Here is a 25,751-nt window from a genome sequence, read left to right as displayed (position 1 = left end):
TGCGTCACTGCAAGGGCCGGCGAGCCCTAGCGCCCTGAATGGCGCTCGGTACGATATTGAACGAATGCTCATTTTGCTTGCATTTGCGCGGCACAACGTCCAAAACATTGCCAGGGGCAGGACGCGCGCAGCGAAGTCATGCCGTTCACATCAAGCCTCACTGACATCAGGCCTCAATGACATCAGGCCTCAATGACAACCAAGGAGTCCCGCATGACCCCAGTCCTCTATGAATTGCGTGGCCGTGATGACCGCCTGCGTTTCTCGCCGTTCTGCTGGCGCGCACGTCTGGCCCTGGCGCACAAGGGTATCGAGGCAGAACTCGTGCCGATGCTGTTCACCGACAAGAGCCCGATCGACTTCTGCGATTCCACCACGGTGCCGGTGCTCAAGGATGCGCACGGCGTGGCGATGGACAGCTATGACATCTTCAAGCATCTGGACGCGCATTATCCGAACGCCGGCAATGGCCCGCTGATCGGTGATGCCCAGGCGCAGGCGCGACTCAATTTCGTCAAGGTCTATGCCGAGCAGGTCATGGCCGTCGGTTTCTTCCGCTTGGTGGCGCTGGATCTGGTGCAGGCCATTCACCCGGATGACCGCGAGTACTTCCAGAGCGCCCGTGAAGCCCGCTTCGGCATGTCCTTCGAGGAGTTCCATAACGTCGAGATCGCGCGCGGCATTCTCGACAGCGCCTTCAAGCCGCTGCGTGGCCTGCTCGCCAATCAGCCTTTCATGGATGGTGATGCCCCGGCGGCGGCAGATTACCTGATCTTCGGTTTCTTCATCTGGGCCCATATCGTCTCTGACACCTCGCCCTTCGGCGAGACGGAAGACCCCAGTGATCCGCTGGTGCAGTGGCGCGAGCGCATGATGGATCTCTACGACGGCATGGCGCGCAAGGCGCCACGTGCCAGCGAGATTGCGCAGTAATCTCGCATCGGAGATGACCTTTCTCATGGCCCGAACGCTGATGGGCGTTCGGGCCATGTCGTGTTATTCCAGACAAGGAGCCCATGATGATCGATCTGTATTACTGGACCACGCCCAACGGCCACAAGATCACGATCTTTCTGGAGGAAGCCGGACTCGAGTATCGCCTCATTCCGGTGAACATCAGCAAGGGCGAGCAGTTCGCGCCGGAGTTTCTGGCCATCTCGCCCAACAATCGCATGCCGGCGATCGTCGACCATGCGCCTGCTGATGGCGGTGAGCCGATCTCGGTGTTCGAGTCCGGCGCGATTCTGGAGTACCTGGCCGACAAGTGCGGCAAGTTCCTGCCGCGCGAGACGCGCGCGCGTAATGATGTGCTGCAGTGGTTGCACTGGCAGATGGGCGGCCTGGGGCCGATGCTGGGCCAGGTGCACCACTTCAAGCACTACGCGCCAGAGCCGGTGGAGTACGCCATCGAGCGCTATCACAAGGAAGGCGAGCGCCTTTACGGCGTGCTGGAGCGCCAGCTTGCGGGGCGTGACTTCGTGGCGGGGGACGAGTTGAGCATCGCCGACATGGCCATCTGGCCGTGGCTGAAAGCCGAGAAGCAGGAGATCGATCTGGCCCGCTTCCCTGCGGTCGCCGCCTATCGCGCCCGCATCGCCGAGCGTGACGGCGTCAAGCGGGCGATGGCACGTATCGATGACATCAATCCGGCCGCCAATGTGGCGATGGATGATGAAGCGCGCCGTCATCTGTTCGGCCAGCAATCCTGACGGGCAGTCAGTAATGATATGAGATGCGAAACCGAGACGTCGTGAAACCGGGACGTCGTGAAGCCACCGCTCAACGGCCTGAGGCGCTGTCAGGCCGACAGGTCAGCGGGTCCAGTCCGTCGGCACATGACGGCGGATATGGTCGAGCAGCGCGCCGAGCTTGCGCGGCGGGTGGCCGAAGGGATAGTGCAGGCTGACCGGAATCGATGGCCCCTTCCAGTCGGGCAGACAGGCCTCGAACTGTCCCGGGTGTGCCTTCGCCCGAGTGCGCACGTGGTAGTCCGGCAGCAGGCCGATACCGGCGCCATGCGCGATGTGGTCGGCGTGCACCACCACGTTGTCGACCGTGAAGCGTGATGGCGGCAGGCTCAGGCGATACTCGCCTTCCTCGGGGTGGTTGAGCACCAGGTTGGGGTGATGGCGATCGATCAGATTGACCCAGTCATGGGAGGTCAGCTCGCTGGGGTGCTGCGGATGGCCATGCTGGCGCAGATAGCTGGGGTGGGCATAGAGATGCTGCTGCTGTTGCCCCAGTATCTCCTCGCGCAGCCCGGTGTCCTTGACCGGACCTTCCCATAGCCACAGCATCACCTGGTCGTCATCACGTGACGGCGGCAGGTGGTTGGCGGTCAGGGTCAGACGGATGCCCGGATACTCTTCGATGAAGTCGGTCAGCACACGATTGAACCAGCCACGCAGGAAGTGCGGATGCGCGCTGACGGTGATATCACCGCTGATCTCCTCGCGCAGTTCATCCAGTGCGATCTGCGAGCGCTCGCCCAGTGACAGCATCTGCTGGCAGTACTGATAGAACAGCGTGCCGGCCTCGGTGGGAATCAGGCGGTTGGCCTGGCGATGCAGCAGTGGCTGGCCGAGCTGATGTTCGAGATGACTGATCCGGCGGCTGAGTGTGGACTTGGAGATACCGAGATGCTCGGCTCCAGCGCCCAGATTGCCGTAGCGCATGATGGCATCGAAGGCACTGAGGCCCTGAAATTCGTCAAGTACTGGAGGCATGACTTGGTGGCACCCGCCGCTGTTGTCTGCCGTTGAAGCGGCAAATAGCGTGAAAGAAAGCATGAAAGCAGGAATCGCGTCGTTGCCGGGATGTGGGCCAGCGTCTCCCTGCCATTTTGGCCAGCATTGTAGCCGATCTGGGCGAGTGAATGGCATACATGTGAGTGATTCGCGTTTGCTTGTAGCTGGATGCGGCGAAACATCCGTCAGCCGGCGGCCGTCGCTGACCAGCGCGTGGCTGATGGCAGACGGGCGCTGACAGGCAGCCAGCCTGCCTCAAGCGAGGCTCATGCCGCTGGCGTTCGACATTCAGGGTCGACGGTTTCCGCGCCCTGCGAGGCAATTGCGCCCACATGAGATGCACATGGCGAGCGAGCGCGGCATCATGGCGAGCTCAATGCGCGGCAGGCCTCGTCGCTGCGTTTCCCTGTTCAAGGACCCCTGTAGATGTCATTCGCTACCCGCTTGCGCGCCCGGGCCGCCTTGCTTGCCTCTCCGCTTCGGCTTGCGTCATCAGTGCCGACTCTTTCATCAACGCTATTTTCTTCATCAGCGCTATCTCCTTCATCGGCACTATTGAGGGCCGCCAGCCTGGCGGCCCCATTGATGCTGGCTCTGCTGGCCGCGCCGGTTCAGGCAGACGAGCGCCCCCAGATCCGCGTCATGGCCGCCGCCTCGCTGCATGATGCGCTGGATGCCATCGAGGCGCGCTACGAGCGTCTCGCCGATGTGGATATCCAGCCGGTCTACGCCTCCTCCTCGACCCTGGCGCGTCAGCTGGCCAATGGTGCCCCGGCGCAGCTGTATCTGTCGGCCAATGAGCGCTGGATGGACTGGCTGGAGCAGCAGGCCGGCATCGTCGTCACCGGCCGTCACGACCTGCTGGGCAACCGTCTCGCGCTGGTCGCGCCCGGCCCCAGCCAGCTGGACGCCAGTGTCAGCAATGCCGAGGACGTCACCGATGTGGCCGAGCGCCTCGCCGCCACCGGCAACAACACTCGCCTGGCCGTCGGCGACCCCGACCACGTGCCCGCGGGCATCTATGCGCGTCAGTCGCTTCAAGCGCTGGGGCAGTGGCAGACGCTGCGCTCGCGTCTGGCCAGCGCCGAGGACGTGCGCGCCGCGCTGGCGCTGGTCGAGCATGGTGAGGCCCCGCTGGGGATCGTCTATGCCACCGACGCCGCCATCAGCCATCGGGTGCATCAGATCGGCCTGCTGCCGGACAGCAGCCATGACCCCATCCACTATCCTGCCGCCTTGATCAGTCGTGGCGGTGATGCGCCGTCGTCACAGGCCGAGGCCTTCTCGGCCTGGCTCTCCAGCAACGAAGCCGGTGCCATCTTCCATCGCTTCGGCTTCAGCACGCTCGCCCATCAGGCTCCTGCTGCGCAGCATGACGGCGACTAGCCGCTGGCTCAGCGTCGAGGCGCTCGCGGCACACGCTGGCATGTCATCGACAAGATGAGGCCGCTACACTGGAAGCCTGCTGTCACATCGGCGTGATCAAGGAGGGCTGGGCTGTCTGCCGGCGCCTCTGGTCACGCCATGTGTGAGAACCTGTCTTCGTCTGAGGAAGATCCATGCTGAGTGCGCTGGAATGGGAAGCCCTGAGCCTGAGCCTCAAGGTGGCTTGCGTCGCGGTCGGCCTGAGCCTGATTCCCGGTTTTGCGGCGGCCTGGTGGCTGGCGCGACGTGAGTTTCGTGGCAAGGCGCTGGTCGATGGTCTGCTGCATCTGCCGCTGGTGTTGCCGCCCGTGGTGGTCGGTTACCTGTTGCTGGTCACCTTCGGGCGCAATGGTGCCATCGGCCAGTGGCTGGCCAAGATCGATATCGTGCTGCCCTTCACCTGGCAGGGCGCGGCCCTGGCGGCGGCGGTAATGGCCTTTCCGCTGATGGTGCGCGCAATGCGCCTGTCGCTGGAGGCCATCGACCCGGGCCTGGAGGCCGCGGCCCGCACCTTGGGGGCCAACCCGCTGCGCGTGCTGTTCACGGTGACCATGCCGCTGGCGCTGCCGGGCATTCTCACCGGCGGCATGCTGGCCTTCGCGCGTGCGCTGTCGGAGTTCGGTGCCACCATCACCTTCGCCGCCAATATCCCCGGTGAGACCCGCACGTTGCCGCTGGCGCTCTATACCCTGATCCAGACCCCGGGCCAGGAAGGCGCCGCGGCCAGGCTGTGCGCCATCGCCGTGGTCATCGCGATGCTGTCATTGCTGGCCTCCGAATGGCTGGCACGGCGCGCGCGACTGCGCATGGAGGGGCGTGATGCTTGATTTCCACCTCCATCGTCAGCAGGGCGCCTTCACGCTGGATGCCACGCTCAAGGTGCCGGCGCGCGGCGTCACGGCGCTCTTCGGGCGCTCCGGCAGCGGCAAGACCACCATCCTGCGCCTGATCGCAGGCCTCGAACGTCCCGACCATGGCCATCTGCGCCTGGATGGCGAGTGCCTGACGGGCGGCGAGAATGATATCTTCGTGCCGGCGCATCGTCGCAGGCTCGGGGTCGTCTTCCAGGAGCCGCGCCTGTTTCCGCACTACAGCGTGCGCGGCAACCTCCGCTACGGCATGCCGCGCGCCCTGACACCCGCCCAGCGCCAACAGAATCAGTCACGTCTGCATGAGATGGTGACGCTGCTAGGCATCGAGGACCTGCTGTCGCGCATGCCCGGCCAGCTCTCCGGTGGCGAGGCGCGACGTGTCGCGATCGGCCGCGCCCTGCTGTCACGTCCGCGCATGCTGTTGCTGGATGAGCCGCTGACCGGCCTCGACGGTGCACGCAAGCAGGAGCTGCTGCACTACATCGCGCGGCTGGCGCGCGAGATCGAGATTCCGATCCTGTTCGTCAGTCATGATACCCGCGAGCTGTTCGCGGTCGCCGACCGCCTGGCGCTGGTGGACAACGGCCGCATCACGGCCAGCGGCGAGATCGGTGACATGCTGTCACGGCTGGACCTGGCACCCCAGACAGGCCGCTTCGAAGCAGGCTCACTGCTGACCGCCGAGGTGCTGTCGCATGATGATGACTGGCAGCTGACGCGTCTGGGACTGGGCGCCGGGTTGAGTCTCAAGCTGGCGCGGCTGGCGATGCCGGTGGGGCGTCGTGTGCGGTTGCGACTGCGGGCGCGTGACATCAGCATCGCGCTGGAGACGCCGACCCACACCAGCCTGCGCAATGCCTTGCCGGCCGTGATCCACGAGATCGAGAGCGAGCGTGGCCATGCCAGCGCCGAGCTGGTGCTGGGCATCGCTGGCCAGCGGGTGCGGGCGCGAGTCGACCGTCTGGTGTGTCAGGAGCTGGGCCTCAAGGTGGGGCTGGGCGTCAAGGCGCTGATCTCCAGCGTGGCGCTCTCGGGCCCCGACGTGATCAGTCTGGACGCCATGGATGACGATATTCCCGTGATGGATGCGGCACAGGCACATGCGACGCAGAATGACGCAGGCTCTACTTCATCTGCGAGCTGATGCCGCTCGGTTGCACCCTACGCTGACTTGTCAAATTGATGGATTCTGGAAAGGAACTTCTCATGCAGTTGACCCACCTGTGGCGGTATCCCCTCAAATCCGGCGCCGCTGAAGCGCTGGAGGCAGTGACGCTCGGTGAGGAAGGTCTCACGCAGGACCGCCGCTTCGTGGTGGTCGCGGCGCGGGGCAAGTTCGTCACCGCGCGCACCCATCCGCAGATGCAGCGACTGGCCTTGCGCGAAGACGCCAGTGGCCAGTGGCGACTGTGGCATCTGGACCGCCCCGAACTCGGCAGCATCAGCTTTGCCACCAATGAACAGAGCGAGCGTCTCGATATCCAGGTCTGGGCGGATCAGTTCAGTGCCTTGAGTGTCAGTGCCGAGGCGGACGCCTGGTTGAGCGAACAGCTCGGCATGCCGGTGCGTCTGTGCTGGTTGGGTGAGCGCTCCGAGCGCTATCGTGAGGTCATCGGACAGCGTGTGAGTGCCGCCGACGGCTTCCCGCTGCTGCTGGCCAACGAGGCCTCGCTGGAAGCGCTGAATCGTGAGACGCCGACGGCGGATCATGGCATGGATCAGTTCCGGCCCAATCTGGTGATCAGTGGTGCCCAGGCCTGGGCCGAGGATGGCTGGCAGGAAGTGATGATCGGCGAGGTGCGTTTCCGCCTGGTGTCGTCCTGTACGCGGTGCGCGATGGTCAATGTCGATCCGGCCACTGGCGAGAAGCGTGGCGACAGGGAGCCGCTCAAGACACTGGCGCGGGTGCGCCGTTTCGAGGATGGTCAGGTGCACTTCGGTTACAACCTGGTGGCGGTGGAGCCGAACCGGCATCAGACCTTGCGTGTTGGCGATCCTGTCGAGGTCACGGCTTTCAAGTGATGCCACGGCCGCAACCCGAACGCCCGCCATCATCGATGGCGGGCGTTTGGGTTCAAGGGGCGTTTGGGCTCAAGGGATGCTTGGCAAGACAGTTGGCGAGGCGGTAGGCAAGACAGTAAGCAAGCTCAGCCCGGCGGCCCGAACAGGGCAGGCTGACCATGTGCCTCACGCCAGACATCCAGTGCCGCACGGTGCAGCTGGCTGTGGCGCCATGCCAGCGCCTCGATATCGCGGTCATAGCCGCCGCCGATCACGCAGGCGACGGCGGCGCCCGCCGCGCGACAGCGCTGGATGACATGCCGCTCGCGCCGGTAGAGGCCGCGGTCGCTCAGTGCCAGATGGCCGAGCCTGTCCGCGGCATGCGGATCGACACCGGCATCGAAGATCACCAGCTCCGGGCGTACCCGCGCCAGCACCTCCTCGAGCGTACGCTCCAGCACCGCCAGATAGTCCTCATCCCCCATGCCCCTGGGCAAGGGCACGTCCAGATCACTTTGCTGCTTGCGCGCCGGGAAGTTGCTCTCGGCATGCAGTGATAGCGTGAAGACCCGTGGCTCATCAGCGAAGATCAACGCCGTGCCGTCGCCCTGATGGACGTCGAGATCGACGATCAGCACCCGCGTCACGCCGTCGTCCAGCGCCTGATGCGCCGCCACACCGATGTCGTTGAGCAGGCAATAACCGCTGGCGGCCTCCGGGTGGGCGTGATGGGTGCCGCCCGCGGTGTTGCAGGCCAGCCCGCGTGTGAGCGCTTCGCGCACGGTGGTCAGGGTGCCACCCACCGCCAGCACGCTGCGCTCGCGCAGTGCCTCGCTCCACACGAAACCGCTGCGCCGCTGGGCCTGATGACTCAAGGTGCCAGTGAGAAATTCATGCACGTAGCGGCGGGTGTGCACGCTGAGCAGGTCGTCTTCCTCGGCGGGCTGGGGTGTCACCCAGTCGACGGCCGAGGCGCAATCAACCAGCTGGCGGTCCAGCAGCCGCTTGAGCACGCTGAACTTGTCCATCGGAAAGGGATGCTTCTCGGGCAGCGCGATCCGATAGCCGGGATGGTGAATCAGCGCCAGCGGCGGGCAGTGGGCATCAGCGACGGGGCACAAAGTGCACCTCCTGCCCGTCGGTGGTCAGCTGGCGGATGGCGGTGGGGCGGCCGTCGCTGTCCAGGTCGACCAGCCCGATGCCGCAGGCGTTCAGCAGGCGTTCGCCCTGGCTGGCCGCATCGTGGCGGCGCGGTGTGACGCGCATGTTGCGCCGGCGTGTCAGCAGATTGAGCGGCGAGCGCGGGGCGTACAGCCAGCGATTGAGGCGATCGAGCACATCCAGCAGGCCGACCGGGAAGCGATTGCGGATGCCGCTGCTGGTGATCTGCCAGATGTTCGGGCTCGAACGGCGATGCTTGAGGCGCACGTCGTAGGCGAAGGAGTAGTGCACATCGCCGGACAGGATCACGAAGTTCTGCGGCGTGCGCGAGTGGCGGAAGATGTTGAGCATCACGCTGGCGGCGCCGCGATGCGCCATCCAGTTCTCGGCATCGACCATCAACGGCTTGCCCGCCAGCGTGAACAGCTTCTGGATGCTCTCGATCAGCTTGACGCCGAACATCGGCGCCGGGGACACCAGCACCACGGCGGGATGGCCGACCAGCCGTTGCTGAAGCTCGCTCAGCGCCTCCCAGTCCATCAGCCCCGAGGGATGCGAGAGCTTGCGCTCGCTGCGCCAGCGGCGGGTGCGCGTATCGGCCACGATCAGTGGCGGCGTGGTATCGAGCTGATAATCCCAGCTCTCACAGCGATGCAGGTGGGCGATCAACGCCTCCTGACGCTCGACATCGAAATGACCGTCGGCGGCCGTGTCAGTACCAGTCAGGGCATGAGTGAACAGCGCCCGGGTCTCCTCCAGCAGCTCCGCCAGTGGCTCCGGCCCATTGCCGGCGGCCTGGCACAGCAGATAGCCGGTCAGGGCGTTGCCGATGATGCGGCGCGAGAAGGGGTGGCCATAGGCGGCTTCCTCCCAGGCGGCGCTGAGGTTCCAGTCATCGGTGACATCGTGGTCATCGAAGATCATCAGGCTGGGCACATTGGCCAGCAGGCGGCGTACCTGACCGAGGCCGCCACAGAAGCGCCGCAGATGGCGGGCCTCGGTGGCATGGCGCTCGCGGGTGGCGTCGTCATGGCCCTCGAGCGCCGAGGGATCTTCCAGCGTGATGCCCAGCGCCTCCCACGGCACGTCAGACCACACCAGCAGGTACATGGCGATGACTTCCGACAGGCCGATCAGATGATTGTCGGCACCGGTGGAGGTGAAGATGGGCTTGCGCTTGGCACCGAAGAAGCTGGCGGCCACGCCTTCGTTGGCCGGCATGTCCGGCAGCAGCTGCGGGCGGTGGTAGAGGTGTGAGGGGTGCTGGCGCAGCTCGCGAGTGTCGGAGACCTCGGCCTCCATCAGCGTCTCCTCCGGCAGGCCCAGCCCCGCGATCAGCTGATCGATCGCGCCGAGCATCGGCCCCGCGACATCGTCGGCGTAGATCTGATCGCCGGTGAACAGCATCACTTCCGGCCACTCGGCGACGGTGTGGCGACGCTCGCTCAACCAGCGATCCAGCGCCACCAGCCCATCTCCACCGGGGCCCTTTGGCGGCGTCTCAAGGCGGTTGGTCGACGCAGCATCTTCCGCACTCTGCTGCGCCTGTAGCTCATCGTCACTCAAGCCGTGATGCGGCTTGCGGCAGCTGCCATGCGCGACACGCGTCAGGCGTGACGGCAGACGAAAGCGCGGCAGACTTTCACCGGGGTAGCAGATCTGTGGCGCCCAGTCGGCGATGCCCTGCCATTCGGGCGTGTCTGTGGATGATGCTGCCGTTGTCGTGGATGGCTCCGCCAGGCCCAGCTCGTAGGCGATGGCGCAGTCGGCGGGCAAGGGTGTGCCGGGATGCGCTTCGATCAACAGCAGCCAGGCGTGCTCCCCCAGCGGCATCGCCAGATGCTCCGTCAGCCGACAGCTTGGTGCTGTCGGCAGGCCATCCTCACCTCTCTGGAGAGGCGTCGCGTCCTGTTCCGGTAGCAGCCACACCCGCGCCTGCTGTGGGCGAGAGGTCACCAGCCACAGCATCACGCCCTCGGCAGTGACACGGCGCAGTATCGGGCCTGCCAGCACGCGGGGCAGGGCAGCAGTCGGTGTGGGAGAGCCGTTGGCAGGCAGCGAGGCGGACGAAGTGGCAGACATGAAACAGGCTCGATGGCAGGTGGAGAGGGATAGCGGACAGCTGACGTTTCGCAAGCGATAGCGGAACAGGCGACGAACGGCAGCCAGGGGTGCAGGCCAGGGCCTGGGCCTGTGAGTGGCTCCGTGCGTTGACTGTGACAACTCGTCGTGGCGCGAGGTTCGCAGGCTCGCAAAGCATGCGCGAGCTAGCGTAAAGTTGGGCCCTTGAATGCACATGGCGTTCGCACAATAGCATGGGAAACCGGCATGAATGATTCATCGGCGAAGCGCCTCGTGAGCTCGTTGTCCAGACCAGTCAATCGCGCGCACGGTACGCGCAGCTCTGTCTGGCGCAGCTCTGTCTGGCGCAAGGTCGCTCTGGCCGCAAGTCTGACAGCAGGCCTGGCCGCGAGCCTCGCAAGCCCTGTGGCCTTGGCCGCCGAGGCGCCTCTGGCGACAGGCGAGCGCCACGCGCTGGCGGCCAATGACTGCTTGCCTGTCCCCAGCGGGCCGGTGGTGTTGACGGTGGAGGGCGCTGTCAGCTGTGGCAATGCCGGTTCCCCGCAGGCTCCGCGGGCGCGTTTCGATCTGGCGATGCTCGAAGCCATGCCGTCGCGCGTGGTGGCCACCCACACCCCCTGGACCCAGGGGCGTGTCAGTTTCTCCGGCCCGCTGCTGCGCGAGCTGGTGGCGCGGGTGTCTGATGATGCCAGGGGACTCAAGGTGCGGGCACTGAATGACTTCGTGGCCGAGATTCCCCTCAGCGACATCGAGGACTTCGATGTCCTGCTGGCTACGCGACGCGACGGCGAGCGCATGCCGGTGCGGGATCTCGGCCCCTTGTTCGTGCTGTATCCCTTCGATGCTCATCCGGAATTGCTCAATGAGCAGGTACGCTTTCGCAGTGTCTGGCAAGTCACCGGGCTGACGCTGGAGTAAGCGAGGGCTGGCGTCTGATCCCTCAGGCGCAAGATGACATGGAGTCATGCAGTGAATCAGTCGCCGGATGAAAGAACCCCGTTGTCAGGCACCGCTGCTGATCAGTGCTTTGCTGATCAGGGCATTGCCGCGTCGGGCGTGGCCGGAACCGACAATTCCCCCGCACGTTGGCCGCTGTGGCTGGGCATGGCGATCAGCATCCTGTGTCTGCTGGCCTCCATCGGCATCGGCGGCACCATCCTGCACAACCAGATCAGTCTGGAAGACCGCACCCGCGACGACGCCGTCTGGTCGATCTACAAGCTGGATCGCGAGGCGGTCAGCCTTTCCTCCTCGATAGCGCGCTTTCGCGTCGCCGGGCCAGATGACCGTGCCAGTGTCTGGAATGAGGTGCTGCAGAATTACGAGCTGCTCTACAGCCGCACCTATATCTTCCGGCGGGGGGATTTCCAGCGCCACCTGATGACCCTGCCAGCCGTGCCGCTGCTGGCCGATGAGTTGATGAGCCAGATCGAGTATCTCGATCTGCGGCTGGAAACGTGGCGGCATGGCCCGGTGTTCGAGGGCACGGGCCCGATGCAGGCCGCCCAGGCTGGCGACGCTTCCGCAGACAATGACGCTTCCGCAGTCAATGACGCCGCACAGCGCTCCCGGGTGCCGGGGCCCGAGGGTCGCGAGGCTGCGGAGTTCCAGCAGCTGAGCGATGCGTTGGCCGATACCACCCAGACGCTGTTGTTGCGGGTACGTGCACGTCTGGCCGAGGAGCTGGCCCACGAGCGTCAGAGCCGCGACAGCCTGGTGCAGCTGATGTTGCTGTTGCTGGCGCTGATGCTGCTGGCCACCTTGATGGTCTGCCGTCAGGTCTGGCTGCAGGCCCGCGGGCGTGAACAGGCCCGCCAGCAGATGTTGACGATGTCATCGGCCCTCAAGCACGAGGCGGCGCGTGCCGAACAGGCCAGTCGCGCCAAGTCCGAGTTTCTGGCCACCATGAGCCACGAGATTCGCACTCCGCTCAATGGCGTGATCGGCATGAGCGAGCTGTTGCTGGCTGAACCGTTGCAGAGCAGTGCGCACCGCTATGCCAGCAGCCTGCGCGACAGCGGCGAAGTGTTGATGGGGCTGGTGGATGATGTCCTCGACTTCTCCAAGATCGAGGCCGGCAAGCTCAGCGTCGAGCGGCGTCCCTTCGAACTGCACACGGCCATCGATGGCGTGATCGACCTGCTGCTGCCGCAGATGGACAGCACGCGCATCGTCTTCGATGACCGCCGCTCCGCCCAGCTGCCCGAGCAGGTCATGGGCGATTCGGTGCGTCTGCGTCAGGTGCTGCTCAATCTGCTCTCCAATGCCTTCAAGTTCACCGAGCAGGGGCGTGTCTGTCTGCTGGTCGAGGCATTGCCGGCGGGGCGCGTGCGCTTCGAGGTCGATGACACCGGTATCGGGGTCAGTGAAGAGCAGGCCGCCCAGTTGTTCGAGCCCTTCACCCAGGGCGATGCCTCCACTGCGCGCCGCTTTGGCGGTACCGGGCTCGGGCTTTCGATCTCGCGGCGGCTGGTCGAGCTGATGGGCGGACGACTGGGTATCAAGCAACGCCCGGGCAAGGGCGCCTGCTTCTGGTTCGAGCTGCCGCTGCCACGCGCCGCGGCGCTCAAGCGTCCGGCCTTCACGTCCGCGCCTCTGCCGCTCAGCCGTGGCGAGCATGTCCTGGTGGTCGACGACAATCACATCAATCGCGAAGTGGCCCACTCCATGCTCAGTGGCCTGGGCTACACGGTGACGACGGTCGACAGTGGCGAGGCGGCGCTGGCGTGGTATGCGCGCCAGCGCGATACGGTGCTGGTGCTGCTCGACCTGCGCATGCCGGGACTGGATGGATTTGCGGTGGCGCGTCGCTGGCGCGCCATGGAGCACAGTGACAGGCGTGCGCCGAGCCTTATCGTCGCGATGACGGCCAACGTGGCGGCGGGGGAGCGTGCGCGCTGCCTCTCGGCGGGCATGAACGACTTCCTGTCCAAGCCCATCCGGCGTCAGCAGCTCGCCAGCATGCTGGCGCGCTGGCAGTCGGGCAGTCAGGACCTCGGCGAATGGCGCGTCAATGCCCTCGCCAGCACCCAGCCCTTCGACCCGATCAGCTATTCCCCTACCACTGAGCGACCGCCCCATTTCGAGGCACCGCCGGAAACCGATGAGGCACATGCGCGTGCGGCGTCACTGGTGGCATCACTCGACTCCCCCGCAGCGCGGCGTCGCATGATCCATGAGGCCCAGGCGCGTGCCACTGAGGCCGAGGCTGAAGCTGAGACTGAAGCTGAAGCAGACAAGCTCAGTGAGCCGTCGGCGGCTGGCCCCATCGAGCGGCGTGAGCCTGAGGGCGAAAGCGAAAGCGAAAGCGAAGGCGAGGGCGAACGGGAAGGGGTAGATGGGGGGCACACGCGCATGAACACGTGGGAGTCGTGGACATCTGGCGGGTCAGCGGCGGAGCTTGCACAGTCCGTGACGCCTGCGCTGCGGGATGAACTGGATGCCGACAGCATCGCGGCCCTCGAGGCGGCCTTCGAGGAGCAGCTCGAGCAGCAGTCCCAGCGCCTGTCACGGGCAGTGGATCATATGGACCTGAAGCAGCTGCAGCATGAAGCCCATCTCCTCAAGGGCAGCGCCGCCACCCTGGATCACGACCTGCTGCGTGACGCCGCCCTGCAGCTGGAGCTGCTGCTGGCATCCGACACGCCGCGCACCCGCATCGAGGCCGCGGTGGCGGCGTTGCTGGCCGAGATTCGCGATCACCGCATCGCCCACGATGCCGGCCAGGCCTGCCGCTAGCTCAGCCTGACGCCAGCACAGTTTGGCACCAGCCAAGCCGCCTTCGGCCAGACACATCACCTCAGTGCTGACGGCGGCGCAGTTCGCGTTCCACCAGTGTCACGCCTGGCGTGCTCTTGCCCTGAATGCCCTGCAGTGCCAGCGTCAGCGTCGCATCGGCGATCTGCTGGTGGCGCTGGGGAAGTGAATGGATCGGCAGCGGCAGGAAGTCGAGCAGGCGGTCGTCGCCGAAGCTGGCCATCGCCTTGGGCGGATTGGCCGGCGGCCCCTCGGCGAACAGCACATCGAGCACACCATCCATCAGGGTGTAGGAGGCGGTGACGATGGCGTCCGGCAGCGGTGAATGGCGGAGGTGCTCGGTCAGCGCCGCTGCACCGGCCTCGCGCTCGTAACGTGCGGCATGCAGGATGGTGGCCTCAAGCTCGCTGCTGCCGGTGCGCTGCTGATAGTGCGCCAGCGCTGCCTGCATGCCGCTGGCCCGCGCCTGCGTGATATCGATCTCCGGCAAGGCATCCAGCCACAGCAGTCGCAGCGGCGCGTGTTCCAGCACGGCTTCGGTCAGCTGGCGGGCGGCATCTTCGTTGTTGCTGACCACACTGGCGAAGTGGCGGGTATCCAGCGCGCGATCGACACCGATGACCGGGAAGCCATCCAGCGCCAGTTCGCGGTAGAAGGGGTCATCGGGAGACAGGCAGCTGGCGGTGATCAGCGCATCGACCCGCCGCGCCTTGAGCATGCGCGCCAGCTCGCGCTCGGTTTCCGGCTCATCGTCGGAGCAGACGATGAACAGCTGATAGTCACGCTCACGCGCCCCGCGCTCCAGCAACTTGGCCAGGCGGGCATAACTGGCGTTCTCCAGGTCCGGCAGCATGAAGCCCAGCGTGCGGCTTTCGCCACGCCGCAGCGCGGCTGCCTGGGCATCGATCCGATAGTGATGACGTTGTACCACCGCCATGACGCGCTCGACCGTCTGGGGGCTGATACGTCGTGCCTGTGCCTGCCCATTGACCACATAACTGGCGGTGGTGCGTGAAACGCCTGCAAGACGCGCGATTTCTGCCAGGGTCATGCCACTGTCCTTGCTGGAAAGGGGGAACGGGATCTGCGTGCTCCATGTGCGAGGAATGATGCGCACTTGTGGGCTCGGGTGCAAATCCTCTCTGCGCCGGGCATGCCTCGCTCGACGCCTCTCGAGCCCGCGCCACAGGCGGCTCTACGCCCAATGTCTAGTCACCAGAAGCGCGTTTTCGGTTTGTGTTCGCTTGATCGGGCGCAAGAAAACGGCCAGCATGAGTCCTATTGAGGTGACACGATTCAGCACGCTCGTCATCACACCACGACACCGCTACCCTGTCGGAACTCGCCAAGTGACGTGTCGCGCAGCTGAAAGACACGCTTGCAGCGCACCGCCAACATCCAGGCTCCTCATCAGAAGGGAGCCTCAAGGAGCCAGCCATGCTCAGTCTTGATCGCGAGGACATCCTTCTCGCCGCCCATGCCAGCGACTGGCGCGATGCCTTGCAACAGGCCGCCGATGCTCTGGTCGCCGGTGGGCGCGCCACGCCCGACTACCGTGAGGGCTTGCTGGCGCGCGAAGCCCAGTCTTCCACCTACCTGGGGCAGGGAATCGCGATTCCCCACGGCACGCCGGACAGCCGCGCTGCCGTGCTGGCCACCGGGGTGCGTGTCCTGCAGTTTCCGCAGGGCGTGGAGTGGCACGACGGTAATCGCGTCTTCCTGCTGGTGACCATCGCGGCACAGTCCGATGAGCATCTCGACATCCTGCGCGCGCTGACGCGTGTGCTCGATCGCGACGGCGTCAGTGAGCGCCTGGCCTCGGCGACTACCGCCGAGGAAGTGCTGAGCGAGCTGGGCCGCGAGGTGGTACCGCCGAGGCTGGATGCCGAGACGCTGCTGTGCGGCTTCCCCGCGCGCGATCGTGACGAGCTGGTGCTGGCGGGGGCCGCGCGCCTGCGTCAGGCCGGCTGTGTTAGCGATGGTTTCATCTCGGCCATGCTCGCCGCCCAACCGGTGGCGCTGGGGCAGGGCGTATGGCTGGCGCAATCACAGCAGGATGTCACTCGCTCGGCGCTGGCCATCGTCACGCCGGAGAAGGCACTGGAGACGCGCCACGGGCGCATCACTGCGCTGGCCTGTCTGGCAGTCGATGCCCGGGATAGCCAGCATCAGCCGTTGCTGGAACGCCTGCTGACGCTGCTGGAAGAGGGCGCGGGCGAAAGCCTGCCGGGCCTGTCGGCCAGTGCCTTGCTGGCGCGGCTGTCGGGGGAATCCGCCATGGCGCAGCTGGCCCAGGTCGTGTTGCTCAACGCCCACGGCCTGCATGCGCGTCCGGCCAAGCAGCTGGTGCAGGCGGCGCGCGAGGCGGGAGAGCGGCATGGCGTCATTCCGGCGCTGCGACTGGAAGGCGATGACAGCGGTGTGGTCAGTGCTGCCAGTCTGACCAAGGTGTTGGGGCTGGGGGCACGCCGCGGCCAGACGCTGATCTTCAGCGCCTCCGGCGATGACTCGGCGGCCAATCAGGCAGCGCTGGGCATGATGGTGAGCGCGGTGCAGGCCGGTCTCGGAGAAGCGGTGGAGCCGCTGGCCGATTGGCGTGCGGACGCCGCCACGCCGCTGGAGGCCAGCGAGCAGCAAGCCGCCAGTGACCCTCAGCAGGCCGCTCCTGCCGCCGATAGCGTGGTGCCCGCGGTGGCCGCCTCACCGGGCATGGCCATCGCGCCGTGTTGGGTGATGCGCCTGCCGCGCTTCGTCTATGAGACGCGCAGCGATGCCGGCGCCGATCGTGAGGCCGAGCGCCTGGTGACCAGTATCCAGACCGCCCGCGAGCAGTTGCTGGCGCTGGTCAATCGCGCTGAAGGCGCCGAGATGGCCGAGATTCTCTCGATGCACGAGGAGATGCTCGGCGATCCGGAGCTGTTTGCCGCGGCGCGCGAAAGCCTCGATGAAGGTCACAGCGCCGAAGCGGCCTGGTGGTCGGCCATCGACAGTGCCGCCAGCGCTCAGGAGAACCTCGCCGATCGCCTGTTGGCCGAACGCGCCGCCGACCTGCGCGATGTCGGCCGGCGTGTCCTCGGCGTGCTGACCGATACGCCGCTGCCCAGCGCCCCCGAGACACCACATGTGCTGGTGACCGAGGACATCGGCCCGTCGGATGTGGCACGCCTGGATACCACTCGCGTGCGGGGGCTGGTCACGGCGTTGGGCGGGGCGACCTCGCACAGCGCGATTCTGGCGCGTTCGCTGGGCATTCCGGCGGTGGTCGGGGCTGGCCCGAGCGTGCTGGCGATCGCCGATGGCAGCGAACTGATCGTCGATGGTGAACGAGGCCGCGTCAGCGTGATGCCCTCTGCCAGTCGCCGTGCGCGCGCCGAAGAGGCGATCGCCGGGCATGAGCAGCGCCAGGCCGCTGCCTGGGAGTCGCGCATGGCGCCCGCCACGACCCTGGATGGCCATCATGTCGAGGTGGTCGCCAATCTGGGCAACACCGCCCACGCCGGTGATGCCGTCGAGCGCGGTGCCGAGGGTGTCGGTCTGCTGCGCACCGAATTCGTGTTCATGGCGCACCCGCAGGCGCCGGATCTCGCCACCCAGACCGCCCAGTACGGTGAGGCACTGGATGCCCTCGAAGGTCGACCGCTGGTGGCACGCACGCTGGATGTCGGCGGCGACAAGCCGCTGCCGTACTGGCCGCTGCCCCGTGAGGACAATCCTTTCCTGGGCCTGCGTGGCATCCGTCTGGCGCTGACGCGTCCGGAAGTGCTCGAGACACAGGTGCGCGCGCTGCTGACGGCCGCCGGTGCACGGCCGATTCGCCTGATGTTCCCGATGGTCAAGGATCTGGCCGAACTGCGTGGCGCGCGTGCCATCGTCGATCGCGTGCGTGCCGAGCTGGACGCCGCCTACGCGGCTGAACATGGTCAGCCGCCGGTGCGCGACGTGCAGGTCGGCGTGATGATCGAGATCCCTTCGGCGGCATTGACGGCGGCCAGCATCGCGCCGGAAGTCGACTTCTTCTCGGTGGGCACCAATGACCTGACCCAGTACACCCTGGCGATCGACCGTGGTCATGCGACGCTTTCGGCACAGGCCGATGGCCTGCATCCGGCGGTGTTGCGCCTGATCGAGATGACCGTCAGTGCCGCCCACGCCCACGGTGCCTGGGTCGGCGTCTGTGGTGAACTGGCCAGTGATGACCAGGCCGTCGGCGTGCTGGTCGGGCTGGGCGTGGATGAGCTGTCGGTGTCCAGTCGCCAGATTCCGCTGGTCAAGGCGCGGGTGCGTGAGCTGGACCTGGCCACGGCGCGTGAGCAGGCGCGGGTCGCGTTGGCCCAGCCGACCTCGGAAGACGTGCGCAGTGCTCTGGAAGCGCTGCTCGAGCAGGGCGGGCCTTCCGCTGCCGAGGTCACGTCAGGCGCTGCGGCCAGTGATGCGGACAGCAATGCGCACAGTGATGGACACAGCCCGCGGGAGTCAGTGTGATGAGTGACAACACGACGCGTCAGGCCGCCGACTGCCCGGTATTGTGCGTGACGCTCAACCCGGCGCTGGACATGACCATCGGTCTCGACAGCCTGGTGCCGGGCAAGGTCAACCGGGCGCGCAGCCACCATCTCGAGGCGGCGGGCAAGGGCATCAACGTCGCGCGGGTGCTGGCGACGCTGGGGCATCCGGTGACGCTGAGCGGCTTTCTGGGCGCCGACAACCAGGCCGACTTCGAGGCTGCCTTCAGCGAGTGGGGGCTGCATGATGCCTTCGAGCGCGTCGCGGGTGCCACCCGCATCAACGTCAAGCTCGGTGAGGCCAGTGGTCGCGTCACCGATATCAACGGCGCGGGCATGCAGGTCGATGAGGCCGCCTTCACGCGGCTCGAGGCACGCATCGATGACTGGATCGATCACCAGCACGCCGAGGGTAGCCCAGAGCGCTGTGCCGTCGTCATCGCCGGTAGCCTGCCGCCGGGCGTCAGCAGCGAGCAGCTGGCGAGCCTGGTGCAGCGGGTGCGTACACGCCGCATTGCCTGCTGGCTGGACACCAGCGGCACGGCGCTGGAAGCCGGTCTGGCGGTGCCGCCCAGCGGCGTGAAGCCCAACGAGCAGGAACTGGCGCTGTGGGCGGGCGAGCCACTGGAGACCGACGCTGCCCGTCAGCGCGCGCTGGCGAGTCTGGTCGCGCACGGCATAGAGCAGGCGCTGATCTCTGCCGGTCCGGAAGGCGTGCTGTGGGCAAGCCCCGGCGCCGAGACACTACGGGCACGCCCGCCGCGCATGCGAGTGGTCAGTACCGTGTGTGCCGGTGATACCCTGCTGGCCGCCATGCTGCATGGGGTGCTCTGCCATCCGACACCCACGGCGGCCATGCGTGAACGGATTCTGCGTCATGCCACGGCGCTTTCCGCCGAGGCCGTGACCCACCCGGGGCCGGGCAATCCCGCCGCCCCGGAGCTTGAAACACTCCAACAACACACCAGCATCGAGACATTGGCCAGTGCCGAGGTCGCGACAGCCGGAGAGCCACGCCCATGAATGTCATCATCGTTACCGCCTGCCCGAGCGGCATGGCGACCAGCTTCCTGGCGGCACGCCGCCTGGAGCAGGCCGCCCGTCGTCGCGACTGGGAGCCCCTCATCGACATGCGCTCGCAATTCGAGCGTGAACTCGTGCTGAGCGATGCCCAGCTCGCCGCCGCCGAGCTGGTGATCGTCGCGGCGTCGCCGATGACCAGCGCCGGTCTCGAGCGTTTCGTCGGCAAGCGCGTGCATGTCGCGCCCATCGAAGAGGCGCTGCCGGACCCCGCCGCCTTCCTGGCCAATGCCGAGGCTCGCGCCCGCGTGCTGGAAGCCAAGGACATCGCCGACGTTGCTGCGACTGTCAGCACGACGGTCAGCGGTGCAGCAAGCGTAGCTGGTGGAGACGTGGCGCACACGCCGTCCATCGTCGCGGTCACCGCCTGCCCTACCGGCGTGGCGCATACCTTCATGGCCGCCGAGGCCCTGAGCGAGGCAGGGCGAGCGCTGGGCTACCCGACCCGTGTCGAGACCCAGGGCTCGGTGGGTGCGCAGGATGCGCTGACCGAGGCCGAGATCGCCGCGGCCGAGGTGGTGATCCTGGCCTGTGACATCGAGGTCGACCCGACCCGCTTCGCCGGCAAGCGCATCTGGCGCACCTCCACCGGCACCGCGCTCAAGAAGCCGCGCGACACCATCGAGCAGGCGCTGGAAGGTGCCGAGGTGGAATCCGCCACGGCCGCGGGCGGTCAGGGCGGCCAGCAGAAGGGCGAGAAGCGCGGTCCCTACAAGCACCTGCTGACAGGTGTGTCTTTCATGTTGCCGATGGTGGTGGCAGGTGGCCTGATGATCGCGCTGTCCTTCGTGTTCGGCATCAAGGCCTTCGAGGAGGAGGGCACGCTGGCGGCGGCGCTGATGCAGATCGGCGGCGGTTCGGCCTTCAAGCTGATGATTCCGGTACTGGCGGGCTATATCGCCTACTCCATCGCCGATCGTCCGGGCATCACGCCGGGCATGATCGGTGGCTGGCTGGCCGCCACCCTGGATGCCGGCTTCCTCGGCGGCATCATCGCCGGCTTCCTGGCGGGCTACAGCGCGCTGGGGCTGAGCCGTTTCGTCAAGCTGCCGCAGTCGATCGAATCGCTCAAGCCGATCCTGATCATCCCGCTGGTGGCGAGCATGGTCACCGGGCTGGTGATGATCTATGTGGTCGGCACGCCGGTGGCGGGGCTGATGACGGCGCTGACCGAGTTCCTCGAGTCCATGGGCTCGGCCAATGCCGTGCTGCTGGGCATTCTGCTCGGCGCGATGATGTGCTTCGACCTCGGTGGCCCGGTCAACAAGGCCGCCTACGCCTTCGGTGTCGGCCTGCTGGCCAGCGAGACCTACGCACCGATGGCGGCCATCATGGCGGCCGGCATGGTGCCGGCGCTGGGCATGGGGCTGGCCAGTTTCATCGCGCGTTCCAAGTTCGCCGAGCCGGAGCGTGAGGCGGGCAAGGCCAGCTTCATTCTCGGCCTGTGCTTCATCTCCGAGGGCGCGATTCCGTTCGCCGCCAAGGACCCGCTGCGCGTGATTCCGGTCTGCATGGTCGGCGGTGCCGTCACCGGTGCCCTGTCGATGCTGGTGGGCGCCAAGCTGCTGGCGCCGCACGGTGGTCTGTTCGTGCTGCTGATCCCCAATGCCATCAACGTGCCGCTGATGTACCTGGGCGCCATCGTCGCCGGCACCCTGGTGACGGGTATCGGTTATGCGCTGATCAAGAAGGGCGCACAGCAGGTCGAGACCGTCGCCGCGACCTGATCGCTGGCAGGCAAGCAAGGACGCAAGCCGTAAACGTACAAGGCAAGACGCAAAAAGCCCCCGCCGGTCTCCCGGCGGGGGCTTTTGCATTGCAGGCCGAGCGCAGGCGCTCAGCGACGGCTCAGTCCAGTTCGGACTTGCCGATCACGCCCGGCATCGCTGGGGCTTCGTTGACCGTATCGTGGCGCACGAAGGCCAGATGCTGCTGGTAGGCGGTGACGACTTCGTCGAGCACCTGGGCACGCGACAGGCCGTTGAGCTCCTGACCGCTGCCACCCTCGGAGAGGTGCACTTCCAGACGCAGGTAGAAGTCATCATTGGCGTCGATGAAGCTCGGCGTCTGCTGGCGCACCGCACGCACCTGGTAGACGAAGTTGGAGGCGTCCTCGAACTCGACTTCCAGCGTCACGCGGGGCAGCGGCTCATCTTCCAGCGTCTCTTCGGTGACGTTCGAGACCTGACCGCGACGATTGAGCTCCTCGGCCAGCTGGTTGAGTGCCGGACGGATGGAGCGCTTGAGGGTCGCCTCGGAACTGCCGCTCTGGGCGAAGTCGAGCACGTGGTCCAGACGCTCATGCCAGTCGACACCTTCGTAGACGCAGCTGTTGTCCTGACGCACGTTCTCCTTGCGGTCCTCGATCATCAGCGCCTTGTACATGCCGATCATCATGAAGATCAGCACGATGGAGAAGGGCACGGCGGTGATCACCACGGCGCTCTGCAGCGCGCTCAGCCCCCCGACCATCAGCAGTGCCAGCGTCAGCAGGCCGATGATGGCGGACCAGAAGATGCGCAGCCAGATCGGCGCATCGTGGTTCACGTCCTTGAGGATGGAGGTGAAGTTGGCCAGTACCAGGGCGCCGGAGTCGGCGGAGGTCACGAAGAACACGATACCCAGAATCGCCACCACGGCGGTGGTGATGGTGGAGTAGGGCAGCTGCTCCAGGAAGGTGTAGATGGTGTTCTGTGGTGCGTTCAGGGCTTCGGTGGCCAGTGTGGCGACGTCCTGATTGGCGACCATGTCGATGGCGGAATTACCGAACACGCTCATCCACACCATCATGAAGCTCAGCGGAATCAGCAGCGCGCCGAACACGAACTGACGGATGGTACGGCCGCGTGAGATACGTGCGAGGAACAGGCCAACGAACGGGGTCCAGGCGATCCACCAGCCCCAGAAGAACAGCGTCCAGCCGCTCATCCACTCATCGGTGCCCGGCGTGTAGGCGTAGGTATCGAAGCTCTTGGCGGTGAACTGGGTGATGTAATCACCGACGTTGAGCACCAGGGCGTTGAGCAGCTGCGAGGTGTCGCTGACGGCGAGCACGAAGATCAGCAGCGCGGTGGCCAGCAGCATGTTGAACTCGGACAGCAGACGGATGCCTTTCTCGACACCGGTGATCACGGAAATGGTCGCCAGTACCATCACGCCGATGATCAGCGCGGCCTGGACGGCAAGGTTCTCGGGCACGCCGAGCATGAACTTGAGGCCGTAGTTCAGCTGGATGACGCCGATGCCCAGAGAGGTGGCGATGCCGAATACGGTGGAGATGATCGCGAAGATGTCCACGGCGTTGCCGATCGGGCCGTTGATGCGGTTGCCGAGCAGCGGGTAGAAGGCCGAACGGATCGCCAGCGGCAGGCGGTGGCGGTAGCTGAAGTAGGCCAGCGACATGCCGGCGAGCACGTAGATGCCCCAGCCGGAGAGACCCCAGTGGAAGAAGGTTTCCACCATGGCGTTGCGGATCGCCGCCTGGGTCTCGGGGTCACCGGTCACCGGTGCCACGTAGTGGGACAGCGGTTCGGCGATGCAGTAGAACAGGATGTCGATGCCGATACCGGCCGCGAACAGCATCGCCGACCAGGACAGCAGCGAGAATTCCGGGCGTGAATCATCCGGCCCGAGGCGAATGCGGCCGAAGCGCGAGCAGGCGATCAGTACCCCGAAGACCAGATAGGCGACGATGGCCAGCATGTAGAACCAGCCGAAGGTATCGATGGTCCAGCTCAGGGCGCTGCCGATCCAGGCGTCAGCCTGTTCGGTGAACAGCATCGCGAAGGCCAGGAAGGCGAGGATACCGATGATCGATCCGTAGAAGACCGTCGGGTTGATACGACTCGAGGACGGCGTGGCGTTCTCGGCGGAAGCAGGTTTCTGCATGAGCAACTCCTTATCAGGGGAAGTTTCACTCGTGCGTGGTGCTTAGCTGCCCGTCAGCCGCAGACATTGCGGGTGGCGTGCAGGAAAAGACGGACACGAACGGCACGGGCCGTGCTCAGCTCACGCACGGGGCGGAGCTTGCAGCAGCGGCAGTGTCGACTGCCGTGGCGACGCGATTGCAGGGGCATCGCTGGGCAGCAAGCAAGAAATGCCGATGGGCAATTCATGAGAGACGCCGGGGCCGCACCGCGGTGCGGCCCCTTTACCTGCAGGCCAGATTGGCCGCAGAAGCACGATGGCGGGTCGAGCGCTGGGGAACGCCTGGCCTTCATCGTGCTGCTCTCATCACTTCGAACGTCTACTCGGCGTCCCTGGACGTCACCCGACCTTCTCGCGAAGGGCGGGTCACTCCGGTGTCTGCTCGCGAGCCCGTGGCGGTCGCCGTCGCCTGCTCCCTCGAAGTTGCCGGGGTGGCAGGCGTCAGTCTCGTCGGCATCTGCCGGGTCCGCTTTCCTGTGACGGTTGCAGGCATCCCGTCGTGCTGCCACCGGTCGAGATCGGCAGCGGAGGGGAGCTCAGCAGTCAGGAAAACGCGACTCACATCATCACGCCGTGTAATGCTCAAAGCCTTGCAGAATTATTTTAATTGATTGTTCAATAAAAATATAACCCCCCTTTGGGGAAAAAGGCAGTGCAACTGTCGCTTTCGCTTATCCTCGTGTCGCGATCAGATCGCCGCGAGGCCCGATGACAGAGCCTCGCAGGCGCGGTGTCGTGCTCTGGAAAATCGCTGTCGGTAAAAGGACACAACGACGCCGCCCCGACCACAGAATCGTGGCCGGGGCGGCGAAAGTGACGTCAGCAGGGCCGCTGAATGGCTGTGTCCGGGGCGCGATCGTCCGGGACGCGATCGTCCGGGACGCGATCGTCCGGTTCTTGCCTCGCCGGATTGTCGATCAGCCGGCTTTCAGCTGCCCGGGTGATGGCCTGACTCAGGCATCTTCAGACGGGTCGTCGTCATGCATCGGGCCGCGCTGCATGTCGCCGCCCTTCATGTCACCCTTCATGCCACCATGATGCTTGCCAGCGTGATGGCGCATGCCATTGGCCATGAAGGCTTCCAGCGCATCGAGCTGCTCGGCGGACAGCACATCGGCGAGTTTCTCGCGGCCTTCCTCACGCAGCTCCAGGCGCTGCTCCTTCATTTCCTTGCGCATTTCCTGGCGGGCGGCGACACGCTCCTGCTTGGTGTCGGCGTCCTGCATGGCATCACGCATGTCGTCGTGCATCTCTTTCATGCTGTCATGCATCTCGTCACGCATTTCCTTGCGGACTTCCTTGAGCGCCTGCATCTGGTCATCGCTCAGGTTCCAGCTGGCCAGCAGGGCCTTCATGCCTTCGCGCTGCTGACGGTCGGCCATCTTCGGACCGCGCTTGTCACGCTGGTGCATCAGGTCCAGCACCTTGATCTGGTCTTCGCTGAGCACCTTGGCCAGGCGATCGTGCTGGGTCTTGCGCAGTTCCTCGAAGGCGGCCTTGCGCGCTTCACGCGAGTCGAAGTCCTTCTCCTTGAGTGACTCCATGTCGTCGCGCATGGACTTGAAGGAGTCCTTGAGGGCGCTGCGCTGGTCATCATCCAGGTCCCAGCTGTCGAACAGGGCACCCATCAGCTGCATGCGCTGCTTGCCGTCGTCGGCCATGTGCTTGCCGCCGCGTTCGCCGCCATGCTCGTCGGCATGCTTGCCTTCGCCGTGACGTTTACCGTCATGCTTGTCCATATGCTTGCCGTGCATCGGCTTGCCGGCAGCCCAGTAGGCTTCGAGCACCTTGACCTGATTCTCGTCGAGAATCTCTGCCAGGGCGGCCTTGTGTTCATCACGCTGTGCCTGGATGGCGTCGCGGCGCGCTTCGCGGGAGTCGAACTTCTGCTCCTTGAGCTGCTTGCGGCTTTCCATCTGCTGTTGCTTGAGTGCGTCGAGCTGTTGCTGCTGTTCATCGCTGAGATGCCAGCTGGCGAGAATCTTGTCGAGGCCTTCCTTGCGGTCGGCGCCGTCATGGTGCTTGTCGTTGCTTGAGGCCATGGCGGTCATCGGCAGTGCCAGGGCGGTCAGCAGACCGGAAACGATGAGCTTGCGAGAAATGCGGTTCATGGCGTACTCCGAGTGTCTAGGTAAAGGGCCGGAATCAAGCGATAAGAGCATTATCAGCAGTGAATGTGCCGGCATTGTGCAAGGTTT

At 65.7% G+C, this 25,751-nt stretch carries 17 protein-coding genes; 11 read left to right on the top strand and 6 right to left on the bottom strand.

Annotated elements, in window-relative coordinates:
• Positions 1-213: 213 nt before the first annotated feature.
• Together CDPAHKCJ_RS12005 and CDPAHKCJ_RS12000 are read left to right on the top strand one after the other, a co-directional pair.
• A complete protein-coding gene (locus CDPAHKCJ_RS12005) occupies positions 214-933 on the top strand; it encodes a glutathione S-transferase N-terminal domain-containing protein (RefSeq protein WP_166020010.1) in 720 nt (239 codons plus the stop codon).
• A gap of 86 nt (positions 934-1,019) precedes the next feature.
• On the top strand, positions 1,020-1,709 hold the full coding sequence (locus CDPAHKCJ_RS12000) for a glutathione S-transferase C-terminal domain-containing protein (protein ID WP_166020009.1): 690 nt from the start codon (positions 1,020-1,022) through the stop codon (positions 1,707-1,709).
• 102 nt (positions 1,710-1,811) lie between these two features.
• On the opposite strand, the gene CDPAHKCJ_RS11995 is transcribed toward CDPAHKCJ_RS12000, so the two are convergent.
• Entirely contained in the window at positions 1,812-2,726 is a 915-nt protein-coding gene (locus tag CDPAHKCJ_RS11995; protein WP_166020008.1) for a LysR family transcriptional regulator, read from the bottom strand.
• 606 nt (positions 2,727-3,332) lie between these two features.
• On the opposite strand from CDPAHKCJ_RS11995, the gene modA reads away from it, so the two are divergent.
• The 4 genes from modA to CDPAHKCJ_RS11975 all read left to right on the top strand — a co-directional run bounded on the left by modA (position 3,333) and on the right by CDPAHKCJ_RS11975 (position 7,066).
• Positions 3,333-4,133: a molybdate ABC transporter substrate-binding protein gene (gene modA / locus CDPAHKCJ_RS11990; RefSeq protein ID WP_166020007.1), complete on the top strand. Its 801-nt coding sequence runs from the start codon at positions 3,333-3,335 to the stop codon at positions 4,131-4,133.
• Positions 4,134-4,306: 173 nt separating this feature from the next.
• A complete protein-coding gene (gene modB, locus CDPAHKCJ_RS11985) occupies positions 4,307-4,999 on the top strand; it encodes a molybdate ABC transporter permease subunit (RefSeq protein ID WP_166020006.1) in 693 nt (230 codons plus the stop codon).
• Positions 4,992-6,188, top strand: a complete 1,197-nt coding sequence (gene modC, locus CDPAHKCJ_RS11980; protein ID WP_166020005.1) for a molybdenum ABC transporter ATP-binding protein — start codon at positions 4,992-4,994, stop codon at positions 6,186-6,188. Before modB ends, modC begins: the two co-directional genes overlap by 8 nt.
• A 62-nt stretch (positions 6,189-6,250) precedes the next feature.
• Positions 6,251-7,066: an MOSC N-terminal beta barrel domain-containing protein gene (locus CDPAHKCJ_RS11975; protein WP_166020004.1), complete on the top strand. Its 816-nt coding sequence runs from the start codon at positions 6,251-6,253 to the stop codon at positions 7,064-7,066.
• Positions 7,067-7,191: 125 nt separating this feature from the next.
• Here the strand turns inward: CDPAHKCJ_RS11975 and CDPAHKCJ_RS11970 are convergent, their stop codons facing one another.
• Positions 7,192-8,166: a histone deacetylase gene (locus CDPAHKCJ_RS11970; protein WP_240916792.1), complete on the bottom strand. Its 975-nt coding sequence runs from the start codon at positions 8,164-8,166 to the stop codon at positions 7,192-7,194.
• Positions 8,150-10,288 carry an alkaline phosphatase D family protein gene (locus CDPAHKCJ_RS11965; RefSeq protein WP_166020003.1) on the bottom strand — a complete coding sequence of 713 codons (2,139 nt, stop codon included), beginning with the start codon at positions 10,286-10,288 and terminating at the stop codon, positions 8,150-8,152. The genes CDPAHKCJ_RS11970 and CDPAHKCJ_RS11965 overlap by 17 nt, the downstream gene beginning before the upstream one ends.
• A 246-nt stretch (positions 10,289-10,534) precedes the next feature.
• Between CDPAHKCJ_RS11965 and CDPAHKCJ_RS11960 the strand changes: the two genes are divergently transcribed.
• Positions 10,535-11,206, top strand: a complete 672-nt coding sequence (locus CDPAHKCJ_RS11960; RefSeq protein ID WP_240916791.1) for an oxidoreductase — start codon at positions 10,535-10,537, stop codon at positions 11,204-11,206.
• A 51-nt stretch (positions 11,207-11,257) separates the two neighbouring features.
• A complete protein-coding gene (locus CDPAHKCJ_RS11955) occupies positions 11,258-14,026 on the top strand; it encodes a sensor histidine kinase (protein ID WP_166020002.1) in 2,769 nt (922 codons plus the stop codon).
• Positions 14,027-14,087: 61 nt separating this feature from the next.
• Here the strand turns inward: CDPAHKCJ_RS11955 and cra are convergent, their stop codons facing one another.
• A complete protein-coding gene (gene cra / locus CDPAHKCJ_RS11950) occupies positions 14,088-15,095 on the bottom strand; it encodes a catabolite repressor/activator (protein ID WP_166020001.1) in 1,008 nt (335 codons plus the stop codon).
• Positions 15,096-15,481: 386 nt separating this feature from the next.
• Between cra and ptsP the strand changes: the two genes are divergently transcribed.
• The 3 genes from ptsP to CDPAHKCJ_RS11935 are packed head-to-tail and all read left to right on the top strand — an operon-like array spanning position 15,482 to position 21,353.
• Complete coding sequence (gene ptsP / locus CDPAHKCJ_RS11945) at positions 15,482-18,526, top strand: phosphoenolpyruvate--protein phosphotransferase (RefSeq protein WP_166020000.1); 3,045 nt, start codon at positions 15,482-15,484, stop codon at positions 18,524-18,526.
• The gene (locus CDPAHKCJ_RS11940; protein ID WP_166019999.1) at positions 18,526-19,569 is read left to right on the top strand and encodes a 1-phosphofructokinase family hexose kinase; all 1,044 of its coding nucleotides are present in this window, start codon (positions 18,526-18,528) and stop codon (positions 19,567-19,569) included. The genes ptsP and CDPAHKCJ_RS11940 overlap by 1 nt, the downstream gene beginning before the upstream one ends.
• Positions 19,566-21,353 (top strand): PTS fructose-like transporter subunit IIB, encoded by a 1,788-nt coding sequence (locus CDPAHKCJ_RS11935; RefSeq protein WP_166019998.1) that lies wholly within the window; start codon positions 19,566-19,568, stop codon positions 21,351-21,353. The genes CDPAHKCJ_RS11940 and CDPAHKCJ_RS11935 overlap by 4 nt, the downstream gene beginning before the upstream one ends.
• Before the next feature lie 121 nt (positions 21,354-21,474).
• Here the strand turns inward: CDPAHKCJ_RS11935 and betT are convergent, their stop codons facing one another.
• Positions 21,475-23,514, bottom strand: a complete 2,040-nt coding sequence (gene betT / locus CDPAHKCJ_RS11930) for a choline BCCT transporter BetT (protein WP_166019997.1) — start codon at positions 23,512-23,514, stop codon at positions 21,475-21,477.
• Positions 23,515-24,506: 992 nt separating this feature from the next.
• On the bottom strand, positions 24,507-25,664 hold the full coding sequence (locus tag CDPAHKCJ_RS11925) for a Spy/CpxP family protein refolding chaperone (protein ID WP_166019996.1): 1,158 nt from the start codon (positions 25,662-25,664) through the stop codon (positions 24,507-24,509).
• Positions 25,665-25,751 lie beyond the last annotated feature (87 nt).

The sequence above is a fragment of the Cobetia sp. MB87 genome (assembly GCF_011319755.1).
GTDB lineage: Bacteria > Pseudomonadota > Gammaproteobacteria > Pseudomonadales > Halomonadaceae > Cobetia.
This window is presented reverse-complemented; position numbering and strand designations above follow the sequence as displayed.

Coding starts and splice junctions, on each gene's coding strand:
- CDPAHKCJ_RS11995 (WP_166020008.1), bottom strand. CDS start 2,726: ATGCCTCCAGTACTTGACGAATTTCAGGGCCTCAGTGCCTTCGATGCC.
- modC (WP_166020005.1), top strand. CDS start 4,992: ATGCTTGATTTCCACCTCCATCGTCAGCAGGGCGCCTTCACGCTGGAT.
- CDPAHKCJ_RS12005 (WP_166020010.1), top strand. CDS start 214: ATGACCCCAGTCCTCTATGAATTGCGTGGCCGTGATGACCGCCTGCGT.
- ptsP (WP_166020000.1), top strand. CDS start 15,482: ATGCTCAGTCTTGATCGCGAGGACATCCTTCTCGCCGCCCATGCCAGC.
- betT (WP_166019997.1), bottom strand. CDS start 23,514: ATGCAGAAACCTGCTTCCGCCGAGAACGCCACGCCGTCCTCGAGTCGT.
- CDPAHKCJ_RS12000 (WP_166020009.1), top strand. CDS start 1,020: ATGATCGATCTGTATTACTGGACCACGCCCAACGGCCACAAGATCACG.
- modA (WP_166020007.1), top strand. CDS start 3,333: ATGCTGGCTCTGCTGGCCGCGCCGGTTCAGGCAGACGAGCGCCCCCAG.
- CDPAHKCJ_RS11925 (WP_166019996.1), bottom strand. CDS start 25,664: ATGAACCGCATTTCTCGCAAGCTCATCGTTTCCGGTCTGCTGACCGCC.
- CDPAHKCJ_RS11960 (WP_240916791.1), top strand. CDS start 10,535: ATGAATGATTCATCGGCGAAGCGCCTCGTGAGCTCGTTGTCCAGACCA.
- CDPAHKCJ_RS11975 (WP_166020004.1), top strand. CDS start 6,251: ATGCAGTTGACCCACCTGTGGCGGTATCCCCTCAAATCCGGCGCCGCT.
- CDPAHKCJ_RS11940 (WP_166019999.1), top strand. CDS start 18,526: ATGAGTGACAACACGACGCGTCAGGCCGCCGACTGCCCGGTATTGTGC.
- modB (WP_166020006.1), top strand. CDS start 4,307: ATGCTGAGTGCGCTGGAATGGGAAGCCCTGAGCCTGAGCCTCAAGGTG.
- CDPAHKCJ_RS11935 (WP_166019998.1), top strand. CDS start 19,566: ATGAATGTCATCATCGTTACCGCCTGCCCGAGCGGCATGGCGACCAGC.
- cra (WP_166020001.1), bottom strand. CDS start 15,095: ATGACCCTGGCAGAAATCGCGCGTCTTGCAGGCGTTTCACGCACCACC.
- CDPAHKCJ_RS11965 (WP_166020003.1), bottom strand. CDS start 10,288: ATGTCTGCCACTTCGTCCGCCTCGCTGCCTGCCAACGGCTCTCCCACA.